The organism is Deltaproteobacteria bacterium, from assembly GCA_016210045.1.
GTDB lineage: Bacteria > UBA10199 > UBA10199.
Genome location: JACQUX010000002.1, coordinates 1 through 18,898 on the forward strand (window position 1 = coordinate 1; position 18,898 = coordinate 18,898).

Genomic DNA, 18,898 nt, shown 5'->3' on the forward strand with positions numbered 1-18,898 from the left:
AACCGATCTTGATCCATGATCCGCTGATGATTCCTTCGGGTCGATCAGAAAAGAGCAGACAGGCCGCGCGCTTGAGTCCATGCGATTCGACTAATTCCAAGTTATCCAGCAGGACCTCCCGGCTGTCCTTTAATATGGCAGGATCCATGCGCCCGCTTTGCTTGGCTTTTTGTTTGAAGAGTTTCAGGGCTTCCGCACTGCAATTTTTCTGCTTAAAGGAGGGCTCCAATACGCCATCCCACTGCTTGCCCTGTTTACGCAAAATAAAGCGATCGAGCGCGGCTCCCTTAAGAGCCTGATTGGTACTGCCGCTCCGGTAATAATAGTCCCCCTTGTAGCTGATGGGGTTTGGATAGGCCGGAACAACAATTTCTAGACACTCCTTGCCAGCGGATTTGCGCAGGTTGACATCGACCATAATGCCGAGCAGATCGCGCACTTTGTTTGGAAGGACTTCCAGCAATTCCTTGGCGTTCTTTATCCCGACAATCTGGTTCTTATCGTTTCTGCCAATCGTCAGCTTGCCACCCTCGGCATTGGCGAACCCGCATATCCATTTCAGATATTCATCGCGCCAGGATTCCTTCCATTCTTTATTTTGACTTTCCTTGGGCATAGGTGACTTATTACCTTTTTTAGCAGTGCTGCTAAATATTTCTTTTTATACAAGCGATGCCCGTTCACTGGATGGCGATGGGTTGTAATTTCCCCCTCCTTCCCAATTCTTCAGCGTACCTGCCGACACCCCAGAAAAATGGGTTCCCTCATTTGATCCCGCAGGAACGACAACAGGCCCCTGCTGGGGCCCGTTGTGTTTGCGGAGAGGGAGGGATTCCCTCCGGTCAATCCGCCGGCGGCGGATTGCCTCCGGGCCGGCCCTCGCGGCCACCCGCTCACGCGGGTCCCCGGCCGCTCCGGGCTTCGAATCCCTCCCCAGGGTACGAAACGGTCCACTGGACCGTTTCGGCATTGCATACCGCAAACACAACAGGCCCCTGCTGGGGCCCGTTGTGTTTGCGGAGAGGGAGGGATTCGAACCCTCGGTCCCTGTTTAGGGGACAACTGCTTAGCAGGCAGCTGGAATCGGCCGCTCTCCCACCTCTCCGAATTGTCTATTCCTGCGCGCGCCTCCGACTGTGAGGAAGAAATTCTGCCTCGAGGGCTCGCAAATCGGGGCAGGAAAATCATGTGGCATCTGGGAAGTCAAGCGGTTCGCTTATTCGGTCCAGGCCACCGTGTCGCGGACATCCTCGCCCTCCCGCAGATGGGTTGTGATTTGCATTTGCTCCCGTGTCGGAAATTCGACGACCGGGTTTAGCGCCCAGCTGTGTGGCGCGCGATAAATCGCTTCCGCCTTCATCGGCGCACGGTAGACCCGCTGCGGGCGTTCGCCTTTCGTGGACACGCGCAGCGCATCGCCATTGGCGTGGCGACAGACGATCCATTGTCCGCCGGGAGAGAGCGTCGGGGACTCGCACGCCGCGAACGGTGTGACTTGCGCCGTCTTCAAGTCGTATCGAATCGTGCTGACGTCCACATGGCGTGTCCGCGCATTCATAGCGACGTGATCGGCGACGATGGCGTGCAATGAAGGGAGCAGCTCCAAGCTGCCGCCCCAAAGACTATCGGGCAGCCGTATCGGTTTACCCTTCGCGATCGAGAGCCACTGCTGGCCGTCGCATAGATCCCCACCACACTGCGTGACGAAACTCACGATCGCGGCCATTCCGTTGGCCGTGGCTTGTACGGTGCATTCGATTGCGGCTCCGACGTAGTCGACCAATTGACCGCATCGTCGCGGCGGCAATCGCCAACGACGCGCCCCGAGCGAGTTCCCTTCGTGTCGCGCCGTATGAATGATCATTTCTCCCGACTGATACGCATGTGCCGTTGCGTGGACGGCACTACTGCCGAGTACGATGCAAACGAGACAGCCGACGCGGCGTCCCGTCGCACCGCTCACTGCGCGCTGCGTGAGCCGCATTTTTTCGAACAGCCACGGAGCGCCAATCGTTACCCACAAGATGGCCGCAAAATACATCCACGCCGATTGAGGAAAGCGCATCAGCAGCGGCAGCAGCACGCCATAGCCGACGAGCGCGCACCATCCGCGTTGCCGCACTGCATCGGCGATGGTGAAGTGTACCCAGTGCGTGTTGAAAATGGCGCCGACGCACGCGCCACAATAAATGATGAATGCAAAGATCGCCCATTGCAGCGGAATTCCGACAGAGCCGAAGGCGAGCAGTGGGGCGGCCAACACCGCAGCGACGGCAAGACATCCGAGGACTTTTCCAGGCCATCCGATCGTCGTGTTCCAGGCTTGGAGTTTGGGCATAACGCGAATCACCACCCAAAGTCCCAGACCGCCCAGTGCATAGCCGCCGATGATATCCATCGGATAGTGGAGGCCGAGATAGATCCTGGATAGGCCGATCAATACGATGCCGCCGACCGCGAGCGCTGTCACGGTCCTGCGCCGCACACACCAGGCAAGCGTGCCGAGCGTCATGACCGCGTTAATCGCATGTCCCGAGGGAAAACTGAACCCATGTTCCGGAACGATCGCAAGTACATCCGCAGAGGCCTGAAACGGCCGCGGGAGCGCGATCAGCGCCTTGAGCCACAAACTGCCGATATATTGCGTCAGGAGATTGCCCAGCAACAGCGCAATGCCGACACGATAAGAAATTGTCCACAACACGAGCGCGGTCAAGAGTACGACGCCGGAAAAAGAGCCGAAATAGGTGATGATCTGAAAAAAAAGATCCGCGTGGGGATGGAGGTGATGCTGAATCCAGATAATGAAAGTCGTTTGCATCGCCATAAGGTTAGGGGAGTGGAATTGTCATCTGGGCGCCGACGTTGCCATCCACAGGGTTGATGACGGGGGCGATGTCGAATTTGGGCTGTGGTCGCCGGAAAAGCGTCGCAATACCGTAGCCGACGTTGGCTGCGCCGCCGGCGAGGAGTAGCCCGCCGGCCGTGTTGTCGCGATCGCGCAATGCCGTAGCGCCGAGCGCCGTTTGCAGGCCGCCGAAGAGAATCCCAGCCACGCCGCACGCGATACTGATGCCACGCGCCTCGCGATTCATGGGGTTATTCGGCCAGTGCGTATTCACGGCATTGATGGGAATGGGGAGTGCAAGGCCAACATGCAAGGTGATGGCCAGCGCCTTCAATCCGCTTAAGTCATGCGAGGCCAGTGACGAGGAGGGAATCCCGACCAACAAGAGCCATGTGAGATACAAATGGACTCGTTTGCGCATTCGTTACCTCCATCGTCGCGCAATCAACTCGCGCATCCGTTTATGCCGCCGCCCTGATTCGCAACCGAACACTTTACGACATTCATACGGCTTGACCGGATGGATCCGACATTTGCCCGTTTCGAAAAAAATGCACTCCGTTGTGCCTGGCTTGGTGCGTGGCGCCAACGCCACACCGTCCGGGACGGCATGTGCCGTGAGATAATCGTGTTCCAATGTATACCGCGAGATGCCGAGATACGCCGCCGCTCCGTCGATCTCTTCAGGGACAAACCAACCCGGCTCATGTTGGCAGAGCGACTGACAGGCGGCACACGCGCACGATCGTGCCATGAAAGTTCCAATTACTGATGGTGTTTGTCGGCCTTTTCCGGAAGCGGTGCGGCGTCGTGGGCATGCTCGGCCGGTTCCATAGGGAGTGTTGCATTGGATGCGGGTGCTGCGGGGGCTGCCGGCTGTGTGGCCGATGCCGGTGCGGGTGGCGTCGTCGTACCTTCAGTCGCCGGACGTGCTGTTGGCTGACTGGCGGGCGTCGGAGCCGGACCGCGCTCGCACGCCGCAACCACTGTGATTACTGCCGCTACCACTACGCCACTGAGTACCCGTGCATCCATAGACCCCCCTTTGTGGCGTCCGCTCTACACAGATCACCGCACGGCGTCAAGAAGCGGACGGCGTCACCATCGGGGGCCCGCAGGCTGCCGCTGGTGACTACTCGTAACGTGAGATTCCGACGGCAGCCTGCAATACCCCCGCACCCCGCGCCGCTCGTGGGCCAAGCCCGTCGATCGGCTTAAATCCGATGTGCTGCGGACAACGGTTTTTCCTTGCCCCACGCGGCTGATTTTCTATAAGAGCGCTCCATCAAAGCCGACGTAGCTCAGGGGTAGAGCAGCTGCTTCGTAAGCAGCGGGTCGGGGGTTCGATTCCCTTCGTCGGCTCACAACAGCCGCCTTCCATTTGGGAGGCGGCTGTTGTGTTTCGAATGGGATCGATCTCGACGACAGGCGCCCGGGGACCCGCCCGCCGTCGGCGGGTGGGTGGGCGCCTTAGTACCCGCAGTCCGCCCAAGGCGGAGAGGGTATTCCCTTCGTCGGCTCACCACAGCCGCTGCCCATAGAGAGATGATTACCAATTCGTTGTTCGCAATAAGGCGATCCATCGTAGGCCTAACCAAATCAGGATCAGGTAACAGAGTAGTACTGCCCAAATTGTTGGCAGGAACTTCCATTGTCGTTTTTGTAATAGATGACCATGCCACCGCGCTAACAGTATGAAGCAGCAATGGATTGCACCGACAACGCTCTGCAGGCCAACGAATAAGAACCAAATCAAGATATCGTCGCTATGCAGCGCCGGTAATTCTTCGAACCCAGCAGCAATCAAAAACATCGCAAGTGTAAATTGAGCGATCACGTAAAGTGCGCGTGGTGCCTTACCGATTCCCTTGAGTGCGTACCAAATAAAGCTTCCAGCCACGCATGGAATGAAGAGAATCGCACTCCGGATTGTCATGGCCTGAATCTGTTCGGAGTGTGACGTCGCGAGAAATGGATCAAAACGCCAGCGATCGAACTTCTCAAAAATATATAGAGTGACTGACGTATTCAATATGGTGAACGGAAGGATCGCGTCGCTATACGTCCAGCGTCGGATTTTTTGTGTGAGTAATAATTGCATGCTGTTTCGTTTCGTGGAGAAAGGTCTAATTCCTGTGTCCGCGCAGCGTGGGATCAGTTACGTCAACCGCTCCACCACATCCCGCGCCTGCGGGAATTGGCGCAGCAACGCTTCACGTTCTCCCATTTCAAAGTCGGCGAAGTCGAAACCGGGGGCCACGGTGCAGCCGACGAAGCTGAAACGGCTGCCGGGTGCGGGATAGGCGCCGAACCAGTGGCCGGCGGGGACTACGTGCTGCACGCACTGGCCGGCCAGCACGTCGTGACCGAGCAACGTCTCCGTCGTGCGGCCATCGGGGCGAATCTCCACGACCACTAACGGATCGCCGAGATAGAAGTGCCACAGCTCATCGGCCGTGATGCGATGCAATTGCGAACGTTTCCCCTCGGGGAGAAGAAAATAGATCGCGGTGGAAAAACTGCGATCTCCGCTAAATCGTTTCGGGAGTGCCGCCTGGGGGATCGTTCCGCCATCGCGAAACGTCTCGCGAAAGAAACCTCCTTCAGGATGCGGTTGCAGTTGAAAGTGCTGAATCAGTGCCTCGGCCGTGCATCGTGTCGTCATTGAGGCCTCCTCGTGAGTTGGATGCCGACCTAGCAGACGAGCTGTCTTGATGGAAGTGGATCTCAACAGTGTGACTAAAACATGCCCCATCGCAATGCCGTGAGCATTGGCCATGCGGCGTCGTCGATCAGGCAGACGCAAAGTGCCGCAGTGCGGGCGAGATGCAGCCATCGCGTGGGTGTGTGGTCGCTGCTGAAGGCGTGCTCATGGTGGTGTCCACAGCCGCCGGGGAGTGCGCGTTCGATCGCGCGATCGATCCCCGTCATCAGCGCAATGAAGGCGCCGGCGAGCAACGCGTCGCCGTATGCATGTTGAAATTCGGGATGCGCGGGATTGAACCCGGCTTGGACCATTTCCATGCCGGCGATGCCGAGCGCCGAGCTCATCACGACCATCCCGGGGTGGGGCAACCAACGCCGCCGCCACGCGGCTTGGGTCGCAGTCGGTGCATGCCGGATGGCCCGCGCGCGCACGGTTTCCAGACCGAAGACCAATGCGCACAACGTGCCGTAGCTGCCGAGAAACAGTGCCGGATGGGCGTCGATTGCCCCCTGCACGCGCCCGATTACGTCAGCAAGCGCCGGGATCTCGATCGCCGCCAGCCGATCAGTGACGACCTCGCCGCCAACCGTCGTCGCCGTGGCGACGCCAGTCAGCCCCGCCAGAAGCGGAGCCAAACGACGAGCCGGGGACGTCGCCGGCACTCGTTCCCGAGACGCCGCAGCACGTCGCTTGCCCACCTGCGCCGTCGGCCTCGCAATGCCTGAATAAGAATGCGCTGGCCGTATCGGTCTATACAGATGATGAGTTTTTGTCGTCTGTTTCATTTGGGCAACCGTTGTTGCCCATAACTAACATGCGGCACCGATGTCAAACACGGCGTGGTGTTTTTATTAGATATGTCTGCGCGCCACTTATTGTGCGGTGATCCGTTCCGCCCCATCCATGAACGGACGCAACGCCGGCGGGATGACGATACTGCCATCGGCCTGCTGGTAGTTTTCTAAGATGGCGATGAGCGTGCGACCGACGGCAAGGCCGGAGCCATTCAGCGTGTGGACAAACTGTGGCTTCTTCTCCGTCCCTTTGAAACGGATCTTGGCGCGGCGTGCTTGGAAGTCGAGGCAGTTGCTGCACGAAGAAATTTCGCGATAGGCGTTTTGCCCCGGCAGCCAGACTTCCAAATCGTAGGTCTTGGCCGCCGCGAAGCCGAGGTCGCCGGAACAGAGTTGCACCACGCGATATGCCAGACCGAGTCGCTGCAAGACCGTTTCCGCGCACGTCGTCATCCGTTCCAATTCCGCGTCGGACTGCTCCGGATGGCACAGCGAGACCAGTTCCACTTTATTGAATTGATGTTGGCGAATCAGTCCGCGCAAATCTTTGCCGTACGAACCCGCCTCGCTGCGAAAACACGGGGTGTACGCAGTAAACCGATAGGGGAGGGCCTCGGCTGCGACTGTTTCTTCGGCGAAGATGTTGGTCAGCGGCACTTCCGCCGTTGGGATGAGATAATATCCGTCCGTGGTCTTAAAGAGATCGGCTTCGAACTTCGGCAACTGGCCCGTGCCCGTCATCGTCTTGGCATTCACGAGCAACGGAGGGAGGATTTCGGTATAGCCGTGTTCGCGGGTTTGCAGATCGAGCATGAAGTTGATCAACGCGCGTTCCAACCGCGCGCCGGCGCCGCGATACAGCGTGAAGCGGGCGCCGGCCAATTTCGCGCCGCGCGTAAAATCGAGCATTCCCAAGCCTTCGCCGAGCGCCACATGATCGCGGGCCGGGAACGCCAACGTAGGCGGCGTGCCCCAAGTGCGGATCACGGGATTGTCGGCGCTCGAATGGCCGAGCGGTGTCGTGGGGTGTAAGCGATTTGGAAGCACTAGGAGTGCGGCCTCGAGGGCCGCTTCAGCTTCGGCCTGCCCGACCTGGGCCGTTTTCAATTGCGCGGCCACCGTCTGCATTTCGGCGAGTAGTGCGGACGCATCTTCTCCGGCGCGCTTTTGTCGTGCGATCGCCTCCGAGGCCTGGTTTTGCCGATTGCGCAGTCCGTCGAATTCCGTTTGCAGCGCCTTGCGGCGTTGGTTCAGCTGCTCTAACGCGGCGAAATCGATTTCGGTGCCTCGGGCGAGACAGCACGCCCGGACATCATCCAGATGCGCAAAGAGGAATTGAGGGTCGAGCATGTCTGCTATCGCTTCGCCAATTCCGCATCGATGATCTTTTTGAAATCATCGAACGGGCGCGCGCCGCTCAGCGGAATACCGTTCACGAAAAACGATGGCGTGCCGCTGACACCAACGGCTTGCGCGGCCTCCATGTCATCGTGGATCTGCTTCGTAAATTTCCCGCTGCCGAGGCATGCGTCAAACTTCGCGCCGTCGAGTCCTACGGTCTTCGCATATTCTTTCAGTTTCGGCTCGGAGAGGTCTTGCTGCTGTTCGAACAGCACGGTGTTCATCTCCCAATATTTTCCCTGTTCGTTCGCGCAATGCGCTGCTTCGTGCGCCTTGAAGGCCTTGTCGTGGAACGAGAGCGGGAAGTCGCGGAAGGTGTAACGGACTTTGTCGCCGTAGGTCTCTAACACCTTTTTCACGGTGGCACGGGACCGGCCGCAGAACGGGCATTGATAATCGGAAAATTCAACGATTTGGATCGGGGCCTTCTCCGGTCCCTTGCTGGGCGATTTCCCGGCATCGATCTTCACGCGCGGCGGTTCGATGTAGGTCTTGATCGCCGCGTCTTTCTTAATGTTCAGCGCGAATTTTTGTTGCAGTTGCTGCCGCTGTTGATTGGCGAGGAAGGCCTCGATCTGTGGTTTGATCTCGTCGAATTTCTTTCCGCCCATTTGGGCTTTGCGCTGTTCATAAAATTTCTTCAGCTCCGCCTCGCTGGCTGGCGTGATCTGCTCGTCGATCTCGCCCTTCATATAGGCCTCGGGCGTCTTGCCGGCGGTTTTGGCGGCCTTTTCCAGCAGTTTGTCGCCGATCAGATTGTCGAGTGAGACTTTATACGCTTCGTAGACCTGGCTTTGAATCTTCGACAGTTGCGGGGCCGCAGCGGTTTCTAATTCTTTCCGCGAAATCGTCTGCCCGTCGACTTCGGCGACGATCTCCGGCATCGAGAAAGCGCTCGGCTGCGCGGAGGCGGTGCCCGGTGTCGTGACGGCGCTATTACCGTTATTGCACGCGATCAAGGCCGTCGCGGCACAGCAAGAGAGCAAAGCAATACGTCGCATGGGTATCCCCTTTCATGGTTGGGAGGGCATCACGACCTTATACGGATCGCTCCGACACGTGTTTCCCCCGAAACGAAAAACGGGCGTAGCCTACCTGCGAGCCCCATGGTATGCAATCAAGAAATGATGGAACAATTTGCTGGAAATTTAGTGTGGGCCGTCGGCGGGATCGTTGCATTAATGATCGTGGGCGGACTGTTGCCGCGCTTGGTTCCGCGGTGGCGGGTGCATATGCCGTTAGCGTTGGCCGCGGCGGCCGGCATCATGTTGGCCACAGCGATTTGCCATTTAGTGCCGGAGGCCTATGCATTGCTCGGGTCGCGCGCCAGTTTCGGGATCTTGGGCGGGTTCGTCGTCCTCTATTTGTTCGAACGTTTTCTGACAATTCACATCTGCGAAACGTTTGGGTGTCACGTTCACACCGTTGGTCTCTCGGCATTGTTCGGACTTTCGCTCCATACCTTTGCCAATGGGGTGGCGCTCGGCGCGGGGCTGATGCAAGGCCTGGGCGGCTTGGTCTTCCTCGCGATCGCCGCGCATAAGCTCCCGGAGGCCTTTTCGCTGACCGCGATCCTGACCCACGAACAGTATCGTACGCGGAGCATCGTCTGGATGAACCTCCTCTTTATGGCAATGATTCCGCTCGGCGCGCTGGCGGTCCGCGCCGTCGCGGCCCAAGTGAATGACACGTTTGTGGCGTGGGCGCTGGCCTTTTCCGCCGGCACATTCCTGCACGTCGCTGTTTCCGATCTGCTTCCCGAAGTCCACCGCACCACCGCCCACCGCGGCGTCGTGGCCGTAGCCTTTTTAGGCGGGATGGCCGTCGTGGCGCTATTAGGGGTTTGGGTGCATTAGCAGCGTTCGCAGCGATCCTCCAAAAACGCACCATGATTGCCGGGCGCAACTCAGCCCCGAGCCGATGCCGATACTGTGATAGGGATGTTCTCGTTTCGCTGGAGGTCGGCGCCATGAATCGAATCGAAACGCTTCGCCAACAGGTGTTGCACGAATGTCCCAACGCGCAGGTGTGCGAGGGGACGAATCCGCAAGGCGTTAAGGGCCTATACGTCGATTACGACGGGAATGGGTCGGTCGATTATTTCATCAATCCGGAAAAGAGCGGGGCGGCGGCGGTCGAAGAGGTCACAGGCCCGGCCCGCTGCACGTTTGGTGGGTTGTCACGCTTTGGGGGGCGTCCGCCGACGCCTCCATCTGCCACGCCACCAACGGAAACGCCGCCATCAACACCGCCTCCGGCAGTCCCGACCGCCGAGCGCGCCCCGACGCCAGCCCGAACGATTGCACACTCGGCCGCAGGACAAGTGCGGCAGGAATCGACCGGTCGAATTGTTGTCTCCGGCTTCACGAATCGTGGTGCGGGTATGACGCTGCTGAATAAGGCATATCAAGCGGCGATTCAGCAAGGCCGACCGGTCGTATTGATCCACGGGGCCTCGCATTGTGTCGGATGCAAGAAAATGGTGGCGGCCGCGGAGCAGGCAGGAATGACGGTCATTTATTTGGAAGATGATGCAGAGAAGATGGGGACGCTCAATTCTCTGCCACAAATTTTTGTCTTGCCGGCCGATCCGACTCTCCGATTCGAGGCGGGGAAGACTCCGGTTCGTTCCACGGTGCGAGGGTTAGACGAATTCGTCGCGTACCGGGCGCGGGGGATGCAGCAGTACGACAATCATCAGAAGCTGATTGAGCAACAGATGCGTGAACTCGGCGCCATGGTTGCTGCGGCCCCCGTGGCCGCGGGACTCCGCCGTGGTTCGCCACCCAATAAAACAACGAGCCCCGGTCTGTTGCAGTGACCGAGGCCCGTTTCCCCACTCCACAATATCCACGCATCATCAGCAATCGTAATACAACGCGAACTCATGCGGCACCGGGCGCAACCGGACTTGGTTGACTTCACGCTGCCATTTATATTCGAGCCACGTGTTGATCACGTCCCGAGTGAAGACCTCGCCGCGGAGCAGGAATTCATAATCGCGCTCCAATGCGGTGAGTGCGTCTTCCAACGCGCCCGGGCATTTGGGGACGTTTTTCAATTCCTCGGTCGTTAGCGCGTAGATGTCCAAGTCGAGCGGCTTGCCCGGATCGAGCTTGTGTTCGATGCCGTCGAGCATCGCCATCAGGATGGCACTGAACGCCAAGTACCCATTGCAGGAAGGATCGGGAGTGCGGAATTCAATCCGTTTCGCCTTGGGTGAATTCGAATACATCGGGAGCCGGATCGAGGCGGAGCGATTTCGCGACGAATAGGCGAGATTGATCGGGGCCTCGAAACCGGGAACCAAGCGACGATACGAATTGGTCGTGGGATTGCTGAACGCGCAGATCGCGGGCGCATGCTTGAGGATCCCGCCGATCGCCCACAACGCCATTTGCGAGAGCCCGCCGTATTGGTCACCGGCGAACAGCGGTTTGCCATCTTTCCAGAGGCTGGTGTGGATATGCATCCCGCTGCCGTTGTCGTCGAACAGCGGCTTCGGCATGAACGTGACGGTTTTGTTGTAGCGCCGCGCCACGTTTTTCACGACGTATTTGAACCACATCAGGTTGTCGCCCATTTCGACCAGCGGCGAGAAACGCATGTCGATCTCGGCTTGCCCGGCCGTGGCGACTTCATGATGCTGCGCCTCGACGCGGATGTTGAGTCGTTCCAACGTGAGTGCCATTTCGCTGCGAATATCTTGCTGTGAATCGGTCGGCGACACGGGAAAATAGCCTTCCTTATAGCGCGGGCGGTAACCGAGATTCGGCGAGCCGTTGCTGTCCGTTCCACTATTCCAGCGGCCTTCTGACGAATCGATATGGTAGTATCCTTCGTGATGCGTTTGGTCGAAACGCACGCTGTCGAAGATAAAAAACTCCGCCTCTGGTCCGAAATACGCGGTGTCGGCCAAGCCAGTGGCCTTGAGGCACTGTTCCGCTTTTTTGGCGATGTGGCGTGGGTCGCGGCTGTAAGGCTCTTTCGTGAGCGGGTCGACGATATCGCAAACGAACGAAATAGTCGGTTCCGCCATGAACGGATCGAGTCGCGCCGTGGTGGGATCGGGGACGATCAGCATGTCGCTGGCGTGGATCGGTTGCCAGCCTCGAATCGAGGAACCGTCGAAACCGAAGCCATGCTCGAACGACGATTCGCTCAGCTCCGCGACCGGGACCGAAAAATGTTGCCAAGTGCCAGGAAGGTCGACGAATTTAAAGTCGACCATCGTGGCGCGCTGTTCCTTGGCGTAGGTTAACGCCTCCTTAATGGTGGTGGGCGGCATGCCAGCTCCTCCTATTTGTATTGGGTGATGGACTCAAGATGGAAAATCTCCATGCAAGAACGTCGACCGGCTGTCAACTGGATCCGCGAAATATTTTTTTGCCGACCGGAAACTATGATGAATAGTGTGTTTAGAGCCGATGACGAATGTGTCTTGATGGTCGTCGCGTAGGGTGCTGGCGCAAGATCATGTGCCCGGTACCCCAAACCGCTTGCGGCGTATAGGCAACTGGGCTAAGGCCCGCCGCCATGCAAACAACCACCTTAACACGCACGAACGTCAACCAAGGGATCACGCCGGGTCCGGACTCGATCCGGGTCGAGTGGGACTCCCCGCTGTTTTCACAATTTCAGCGCTATTTCGACGGCCTGGCCGAACGCGTCCAGCTCGATCCGGAAGTCTCGCTGCGATTACGAGTCCCGCGCCGCGTCGTCGTCGTGACCATTCCGGCACGGATGGACGACGGTCAAATGCGCGTCTTTCTCGGCTACCGGGTGCAACACAGTTCCATGCTCGGACCTTGTAAAGGAGGTATCCGTTACGCGCCGGATGTGAACTTAGGCGAAATCTCGCTGATGGCGCTGCTGATGACGATGAAATGCGCGTTGGTCGGGCTGCCGCTGGGTGGTGCGAAAGGCGGAGTGGTTTGCGATCCGCACGACCTGAGTCGCGCGGAGTTACAGAACATCACGCGCCGCTACACGACGGAAATCATTAAAGTGATTGGCCCGGACCAAGATATCCCGGCGCCCGATATGGGGACCGATGCCCAAGTCATGGCCTGGATCATGGATACGTACTCGTTGGCGCAAGGCCACTCCGTCCCGGCAGTCGTAACCGGCAAGCCACTGTCGATCGGCGGTACCCACGGACGACTCTCAGCGACGGGCCTCGGCGTTTGCTTTGCCATCCAGGCCGCAGCGCGGCGGAAACAATTCAACCTCACGGCCGACACGACCGTCATTGTCCAAGGATTCGGCAACGTCGGCTACTTTGCCGCCGATGGGATGCGGAACTTGGGGTGTCGGGTGGTTGGCGTGAGCGACATCGGGAGTGCGATCTACAATCCAAAGGGATTGGATCTGGAGGTCATCGCGCGTTACGTCAAAGAACACCGGTACCTCAAGGGTTGCCCCGGGGGCGAGGCCATGACGAACGCCGAGTTGCTGGAGCAGCGCTGCGACATCCTGATTCCGGCGGCAACGCAGGACCAAATCGGCGCACACAACGTCGATCGGATTCGTTGTCAGATCTTGGCCGAAGGTGCGAATGCGGCGACGAACCCCGATGCGTCGCAAGTCTTGGAAGATCGCGGCGTGTTGGTCATCCCAGACATCTTGGCCAATGCCGGCGGCGTGACGACCTCGTACTTTGAATGGGTGCAGGGTTTGCAAAACTTCTTCTGGACGGAAGAACGCGTGAATCAAGAGTTGCAGCGTGTGATGAACGACGCCGTCGACCGCGTGTATCAGACGAGTCAGGCCGAAGGACTCAACATGCGCGACGCCAGTTTGACCGTCGCGTGTCGTCGCATCCAAGACGCTTATCGCGTGCGCGGACTCTTTCCATAAAAAGCACGATCTCTATATTGACTTCGCTCTCATCTCCGGTATAAGAGGCCGCAACATTTGGGAATCACGACAGTGAAAAAGGGGGAGCGCATGCAGAAGAGATCATTCATTCGCGTTGGCCTGGCCGTGATCGCCATGAGTATGGCGGCACCGGCGTTGGCGGAAGAAGTCGCGACACCGACGAACACACCTACACCGACCATCGGCGCGCAGTATGCCGCGAAGGCTGGCGTGCGTCGGCGGGTGCGGCGTGGTGGGGTTCGCAAGGGTCCGGCAGTCGTACATGAAGTGAAGCGTCCGGCGCGTTGGGTGTACATGGCGAAGCGGATGCGTCCGCCCAAGGCCAAGAAGTGGGTGTCGCGTTGGAACACGTTGGGCGAGGACGGATGGGAATTAGTGGGACAGAGTGAAAACGTCTACATCTTCAAGCGGCCATCCGATTTCGGTTGGTCTCCGCCAACGGCCGAAGTGACGGCCCCGGCAGCCACGACCAAACCGGCCAAACCGGCAAAGGTGCACAAGGCCAAGAAGCATAAGTAAGCGATCATTTGGACTGTGTCATGAATGCGCCCCGCACCACTGCAATGGTGCGGGGCGTTTTTTCTTGAGGGCATCGTGCGGCTTCCATTGATTACCGTGCTGGCTATCAACGTGTACGGCATCCCAATATGCCGCTGTTTGTTGCGAGTGTTGTTCGGAGAGCGGTCGTGGCGCGGTCTCCGGCTGCTGAATAATCTCTTAGGGCGTTGCGATTGGGCGCTGCACTTGATTCGCGATTCGTTGCTGCTCGTCGGATGGGTTGTGCTGCTAGCTTACTTTGCAGTCACGCCCAGCTTATGGCGCGGAGACTTCGCGCCAGCGCCGTTGTTTGCCGCGTATGCGGGTTTATGCATCGCGGTGTCGTTCTGGGCGCGATGGGATCATCGCCGCTTGCGTACTCAACTGCTGTTGTGGCGCGTGCGCCATCAGCATATGCATCCGCAAGCATTCTTTACGGCGTACTTTTCCGGTTTTGGTCCGCTCCCCATGACGTTGCCGACGGACGTGCGGCCATTCTGCCAAGGACCTCTCGTCGATTTCCGCGCCGGGGTGCAGCCGCGCTGGCGCTTCTGGTCGGCAATCCACGCCATCTGTTCGACCGCATTTTTTGCGCTGCTGGTCCTTTTCGTGGCGCGGCAACGCACGTTGGCCTCGCGCATGCGGGAGCTCGTTGATGCGATTGTGGCCTTGTGGGGAGCGCGGGTCTGTCAATTGGCGCGGCTGCGACTGGAAATTGAAGGAGCAGACGTGTGGCGTACATTTGATGGCGCCGCGATCTTTTGTGGCAATCACAGTAGTGCGCTCGACTTCGTGATCGGTGCGGCCGTCGTCGGCTGGACCCGTCCGTGCAACCGCGAGGGGTTTCATTTACGGTACTTGGCCGCGAAGGATCACTTCATCGACAATTGGTGGATCTACCGCGTCTTGCGGATCGGCATGGCGATGCAGACGGCAGGGATGATCTTCGTGCATCGATTCGGCACAGCGGCGCAACGACAGCAGGCGATCGAAGATGCCGTGACGGAGATCGTCCGCTCCGGCGTCGACCTCGCTATTTATCCACAAGGGACGCGCGCGCCGGCGCGGATCGATGCGACCGGACGGCCCGAAGAACCGGGATACTTTTGCGTCGGCGGGCGGGCGCGACGCGCACGAGTCGGCGATCATTTAAAGAAGGGAGCAGCACGCTTGGCCGTCGCTGCGGCGGACCAATTGGCACGGGCAGAACCGCCGCGGTCGGTGGCGTTGTTGCCGATGGCGATCTTGGGAGCGGGCTTGGCGCTCCCGAAAGGACGGATGCGCATCTACGTTGGCACGACAATCCACGTGCGATGCGGTGCCCCAATGATCGTGCCGCCGAGCGAAGCGGACAGCGCGGAGCGAGTATCTCTCTGTCATCAACAACTGGATGCGGCGTTGCAATCGCTACTCCAAGTCCGTGAGCGCCTCAACGCCGCTTGTTTGCACGATGCCGAAGCCGCACTGACGCTGGAAGAACATGCCGCGCTTCAGTCGCGTTTGACCGACGGCGCGCGCTTGCCGAACGTGTGGTACGCGTTCCTCGACAATCTCTATCAATTACCTCCGGCAAAAAGACCTGACGCAGTGACGACGGCCTGTCGGCAGTTGTTGTCGGGTGCCGATTTGGAATCGGCCTTAGATCGGTTACTCAAGGTATGATCACCCGCTGAAATTCTCCGGTCGCCGGATCGAAGACGCCCGCGTGTCCCTCCTTTTGTTAGTGCTTCTCCCTTCCACCGTCAACGGGCGCATGCTAAGCTCGTCGCGTGGAACCATTAGCGCTGGCCGTACAACTCGCTCGTGCATCGGGAAAATACCAACGCGCCCATCTCGGCCATATCCGCGAGGTCCGGATGAAAGGCCTGACCGATCCGGTCACGGACGTCGATCAGGCCTGCGAACAGATGATCCTCGATGGCATCCGCCGCGAATTCCCCGCGCACGCGATCTTAGCCGAGGAAAGTGGCTCTACTGCAGGCAGCGAGTGGCTGTGGGTCGTCGACCCGCTCGACGGCACTGTCAATTTCACGCACGGATATCCGCTCTTCTGCACTTGCATTGCGCTCTGCCGCGATGGACGGCCAGAACTCTCTGTCATCTACGAACCGAATCATGATGAGTTGTTCGTCGCGCAGCGTGGGAGTGGTGCCACGTGCAACGGAGACCGTATCCATGTTTCCCAGACGACACGAGTCATTGAGTCGTTGCTCGACACCGGTTTTGCGTACAGCCGGGAGCAAGGCGAACTGGCTATCAACATCCCGATCTTCAACACCATGCTGATGCGCGCGCGCGCCGTCCGCCGAGACGGCGTGGCCGGTGTCGATCTCGCGTATGTGGCGAAGGGCCGCTATGATGGCTTCTGGGAATTTTATTTGCGTCCGTGGGACCTGGCCGCCGGCGTGTTGTTAGTCGAGGAGGCGGGCGGCCGGGTCACGAATCTGCATGGCGGTCTCTTTGACCTATTTGGGCCCGAGGTGTTGGCGACCAACGGGCTGATCCATCAGGAAATCATTGAAATCGTGCGTGTTGCAGCAACGACTTCGAAAACGCCATGACGACGGCGATCGCTATTAATGTCCAGGAGGTATGCCAGCGAGCATTTGCATTGCTGGGCGATCGGCAATTCAGCGACGCCGAGCGACTCTTGGCCAATTGCTTGACCAAGATCCAAGATCCGGTCGGGATCGCGCTGCTCCACTCCGCACTCGGCGTTTGCGCCAAGTGCCAAGGGAAAGGCAAGATCGCGCTGCAGCACTATCAGCGCGCGGAAAAAATCCTCCCGGAAGATCCCGCCCTCAAGCTGATTACGGCTCAATTACTCATCGACGAATTCGCCCAGTACGATCAAGCCGTGCGGCGCTGTCGAAAAGCCGCGCTGCTGGTGCCGCAAAACCCGGTCGTGTTGCACCACGCCCTCACATTAGAAGGGATGGCCTATGCACGGCGTGGAGATCGGCGGAGAGCTGGAGAAATGTTGACGGCTTCGATGGTGCACGATTTCAAAGGATTCGTCACCACCCGCAATATCGACTTCCAACTGGTGCATTACCTGCTCCGCAAGGAGTGGCATGGCGACCTGTGTCGGCACTTTATTGAACGCGCGCACGCGTTCGCACGGAGTGTGAAAGAGGGCGGATGGATCCGGACATTAAAGCGGATGCTGGAGGCATTGCCTGCAGCAGATCACTCACACCAGGCCGAGGCAAAGAGATAGAAACAACCCAACTCCGAGTCTTTGTACTGCAAGCCGTAGCTTGTCGGATTCTCATCGATCGTTTTGACCATGAGCCGTGCGCCGGAGAGCGAATCCCCGGATGGCGTCACGAGTGACCACGCCGTGATGTCGGGTGGAGTCGATTCCGATGCCTCGTAGTGGATGGCGTCGGTCGATTGCAGATCCAGCGCCGGCGGAACCGGTTCCGCCTCACAGAAGGACTCAATGTCGTCGACCGACTCCCAGACATAACAGAGCGGTATGCATTGATCGGTCAGCAGCGCACCGGTGGTGCTCCACTGCGCGATCTGAAAGTCGGAGAGGCTCGCGAAGAAAAAGAACGCGCTGCCGATCTCCGCGGCATAGGGCGCCGTGGTTAACAGGGCCACAAGGTCGTCAGCTGCGGTTGGGCAGACGGCCACCACACCCCCAATCGGATCGACTGGCCACGGGATCGCATTGCTGACCAATGGGGTGGGGGGAATGTCGGTATCGGGCGCTGTATCTTCAGCTACTACAGGGAGATCTTCCGCCATTGGGACGTCGTCAGTTACGCCGGTGTCGGTGGTGGTATCGTTTAAACAGAGCGGTGCGGTTGGACACGTCTCTTCTATTGGGCCTGCATCCGTGTAGCCGAAGTCTTCGTTACTCGGGGCATCGTCATCATTTGCATCATCTACTAAGTCTCCATCATCCTCTGCCGCAGCGGAATCGGCGCTATCGACGGGTGGGAGATCTTCCGGCGCGGTATCTGGCGGAATGAGCCCTTCGTCCTCGCCAGGAATGGCCTCTCCATCGTCGGCCATGGACGCGTCGGGTTCATCGACTTCAGCCGTTGCCATATCCGGAGGACTGGGAGTGTCCAGTGGTTCGGTATCGTCCGGCAGATCGGGCAGTGGTTCCGATACGTCGGGGGCGTCGATGACGGGTGGTGTGTCCGGTGTTTCAGTTTCTTCCGGCGCAGTGCCATCCGGCGGAGGGGAATGGGGATCATCTGACGCATCCGGCACCGCCGGCACCTCGACCATATCCAGCGGCAAGTCGTCGCCAGCGATGGCAAGATCAGGCAGTGTTTCGCTCGTGGGAGGAATAGCCCCATCGCCGATACCGCCCCCACAGCCGGCCGTACGGACTTGCAAGGGCCAGCGGTAGCGCTCGACGGTGCACTGGAGCAGGTGGCGCGGGCCGTTGCAATCGACGGAGTAAGTCAGTCGCCGCCAAGCGGTCTCTTGGTCGACAGCGGTAAAGTGAAATCGGCCAGCGCATGCGTCGCGGAAATCGGGAAAAAACCCAGTCGCCACTAACTCGACCTTTTCACGTGCCGTCAGCGCGTCTGCAACCCGCTGTTGTAACTGCAGTGCATTGAGAATACTGCATTTGCGCGACTCGCCCATAAAAACTCCTTGGCGCAGCACGTCAGAGACGGCACTTGAATAGGGCCATAGCTCAGGGGCTTAAAAAAGCAACCGCTTTATAAGACGTATTTTTTCAGAAACTTAAGTGCCCAATAT

At 58.9% G+C, this 18,898-nt stretch carries 19 protein-coding genes and 2 tRNA genes; 8 read left to right on the forward strand and 13 right to left on the reverse strand.

Annotated elements, in window-relative coordinates; all coding sequences use genetic code 11:
* The 6 genes from HY696_00060 to HY696_00085 all read right to left on the reverse strand — a co-directional run.
* Positions 1-616, reverse strand: a 616-nt coding sequence (locus HY696_00060) for a putative DNA binding domain-containing protein (protein ID MBI4236796.1), incomplete at its 3' end; no start/stop codon positions are given.
* A gap of 401 nt (positions 617-1,017) precedes the next feature.
* A tRNA-Ser gene (locus HY696_00065) sits at positions 1,018-1,105 on the reverse strand.
* 111 nt (positions 1,106-1,216) lie between these two features.
* A complete protein-coding gene (locus HY696_00070) occupies positions 1,217-2,821 on the reverse strand; it encodes a phosphatase PAP2 family protein (GenBank protein MBI4236797.1) in 1,605 nt (534 codons plus the stop codon).
* A gap of 10 nt (positions 2,822-2,831) precedes the next feature.
* Positions 2,832-3,269, reverse strand: coding sequence for a hypothetical protein (locus HY696_00075; protein ID MBI4236798.1), 438 nt, complete (start codon positions 3,267-3,269; stop codon positions 2,832-2,834).
* A 3-nt stretch (positions 3,270-3,272) separates the two neighbouring features.
* Positions 3,273-3,602 (reverse strand): hypothetical protein, encoded by a 330-nt coding sequence (locus HY696_00080; protein MBI4236799.1) that lies wholly within the window; start codon positions 3,600-3,602, stop codon positions 3,273-3,275.
* Positions 3,603-3,613: 11 nt separating this feature from the next.
* A complete protein-coding gene (locus tag HY696_00085; GenBank protein ID MBI4236800.1) occupies positions 3,614-3,883 on the reverse strand; it encodes a hypothetical protein in 270 nt (89 codons plus the stop codon).
* 255 nt (positions 3,884-4,138) lie between these two features.
* On the opposite strand from HY696_00085, the gene HY696_00090 reads away from it, so the two are divergent.
* Positions 4,139-4,210 (forward strand) — tRNA-Thr (locus tag HY696_00090).
* A 187-nt stretch (positions 4,211-4,397) separates the two neighbouring features.
* On the opposite strand, the gene HY696_00095 is transcribed toward HY696_00090, so the two are convergent.
* The 5 genes from HY696_00095 to HY696_00115 form a co-directional block, all read right to left on the reverse strand.
* Complete coding sequence (locus HY696_00095; protein MBI4236801.1) at positions 4,398-4,949, reverse strand: hypothetical protein; 552 nt, start codon at positions 4,947-4,949, stop codon at positions 4,398-4,400.
* Between the two features lie 57 nt (positions 4,950-5,006).
* Positions 5,007-5,513 (reverse strand): cupin domain-containing protein, encoded by a 507-nt coding sequence (locus HY696_00100; GenBank protein ID MBI4236802.1) that lies wholly within the window; start codon positions 5,511-5,513, stop codon positions 5,007-5,009.
* Positions 5,514-5,587: 74 nt separating this feature from the next.
* Positions 5,588-6,253, reverse strand: a complete 666-nt coding sequence (locus HY696_00105) for a hypothetical protein (GenBank protein ID MBI4236803.1) — start codon at positions 6,251-6,253, stop codon at positions 5,588-5,590.
* 174 nt (positions 6,254-6,427) lie between these two features.
* On the reverse strand, positions 6,428-7,699 hold the full coding sequence (gene serS, locus HY696_00110) for a serine--tRNA ligase (protein ID MBI4236804.1): 1,272 nt from the start codon (positions 7,697-7,699) through the stop codon (positions 6,428-6,430).
* 5 nt (positions 7,700-7,704) lie between these two features.
* Positions 7,705-8,751: a thioredoxin domain-containing protein gene (locus HY696_00115; GenBank protein MBI4236805.1), complete on the reverse strand. Its 1,047-nt coding sequence runs from the start codon at positions 8,749-8,751 to the stop codon at positions 7,705-7,707.
* A gap of 123 nt (positions 8,752-8,874) precedes the next feature.
* Between HY696_00115 and HY696_00120 the strand changes: the two genes are divergently transcribed.
* Positions 8,875-9,606, forward strand: a complete 732-nt coding sequence (locus HY696_00120; GenBank protein ID MBI4236806.1) for a ZIP family metal transporter — start codon at positions 8,875-8,877, stop codon at positions 9,604-9,606.
* Between the two features lie 113 nt (positions 9,607-9,719).
* On the forward strand, positions 9,720-10,571 hold the full coding sequence (locus HY696_00125; protein ID MBI4236807.1) for a hypothetical protein: 852 nt from the start codon (positions 9,720-9,722) through the stop codon (positions 10,569-10,571).
* Positions 10,572-10,610: 39 nt separating this feature from the next.
* Here the strand turns inward: HY696_00125 and glnA are convergent, their stop codons facing one another.
* A complete protein-coding gene (glnA, locus tag HY696_00130) occupies positions 10,611-12,038 on the reverse strand; it encodes a type I glutamate--ammonia ligase (protein MBI4236808.1) in 1,428 nt (475 codons plus the stop codon).
* Positions 12,039-12,349: 311 nt separating this feature from the next.
* Here glnA and HY696_00135 point away from each other — a divergent pair, with 311 nt between their 5' ends.
* The 5 genes from HY696_00135 (at position 12,350) to HY696_00155 (ending at position 17,387) form a co-directional block, all read left to right on the forward strand.
* Complete coding sequence (locus tag HY696_00135; protein MBI4236809.1) at positions 12,350-13,609, forward strand: Glu/Leu/Phe/Val dehydrogenase; 1,260 nt, start codon at positions 12,350-12,352, stop codon at positions 13,607-13,609.
* 90 nt (positions 13,610-13,699) lie between these two features.
* The gene (locus HY696_00140; GenBank protein MBI4236810.1) at positions 13,700-14,149 is read left to right on the forward strand and encodes a hypothetical protein; all 450 of its coding nucleotides are present in this window, start codon (positions 13,700-13,702) and stop codon (positions 14,147-14,149) included.
* A gap of 24 nt (positions 14,150-14,173) precedes the next feature.
* Positions 14,174-15,829 carry a 1-acyl-sn-glycerol-3-phosphate acyltransferase gene (locus HY696_00145; GenBank protein MBI4236811.1) on the forward strand — a complete coding sequence of 552 codons (1,656 nt, stop codon included), beginning with the start codon at positions 14,174-14,176 and terminating at the stop codon, positions 15,827-15,829.
* Positions 15,830-15,936: 107 nt separating this feature from the next.
* Positions 15,937-16,728 (forward strand): inositol monophosphatase, encoded by a 792-nt coding sequence (locus tag HY696_00150; protein MBI4236812.1) that lies wholly within the window; start codon positions 15,937-15,939, stop codon positions 16,726-16,728.
* Positions 16,725-17,387, forward strand: a complete 663-nt coding sequence (locus HY696_00155) for a hypothetical protein (GenBank protein MBI4236813.1) — start codon at positions 16,725-16,727, stop codon at positions 17,385-17,387. The genes HY696_00150 and HY696_00155 overlap by 4 nt, the downstream gene beginning before the upstream one ends.
* On the opposite strand, the gene HY696_00160 is transcribed toward HY696_00155, so the two are convergent.
* The gene (locus HY696_00160) at positions 17,357-18,781 is read right to left on the reverse strand and encodes a hypothetical protein (protein MBI4236814.1); all 1,425 of its coding nucleotides are present in this window, start codon (positions 18,779-18,781) and stop codon (positions 17,357-17,359) included. The two genes, HY696_00155 and HY696_00160, sit on opposite strands and share 31 nt — an antisense overlap.
* Positions 18,782-18,898 lie beyond the last annotated feature (117 nt).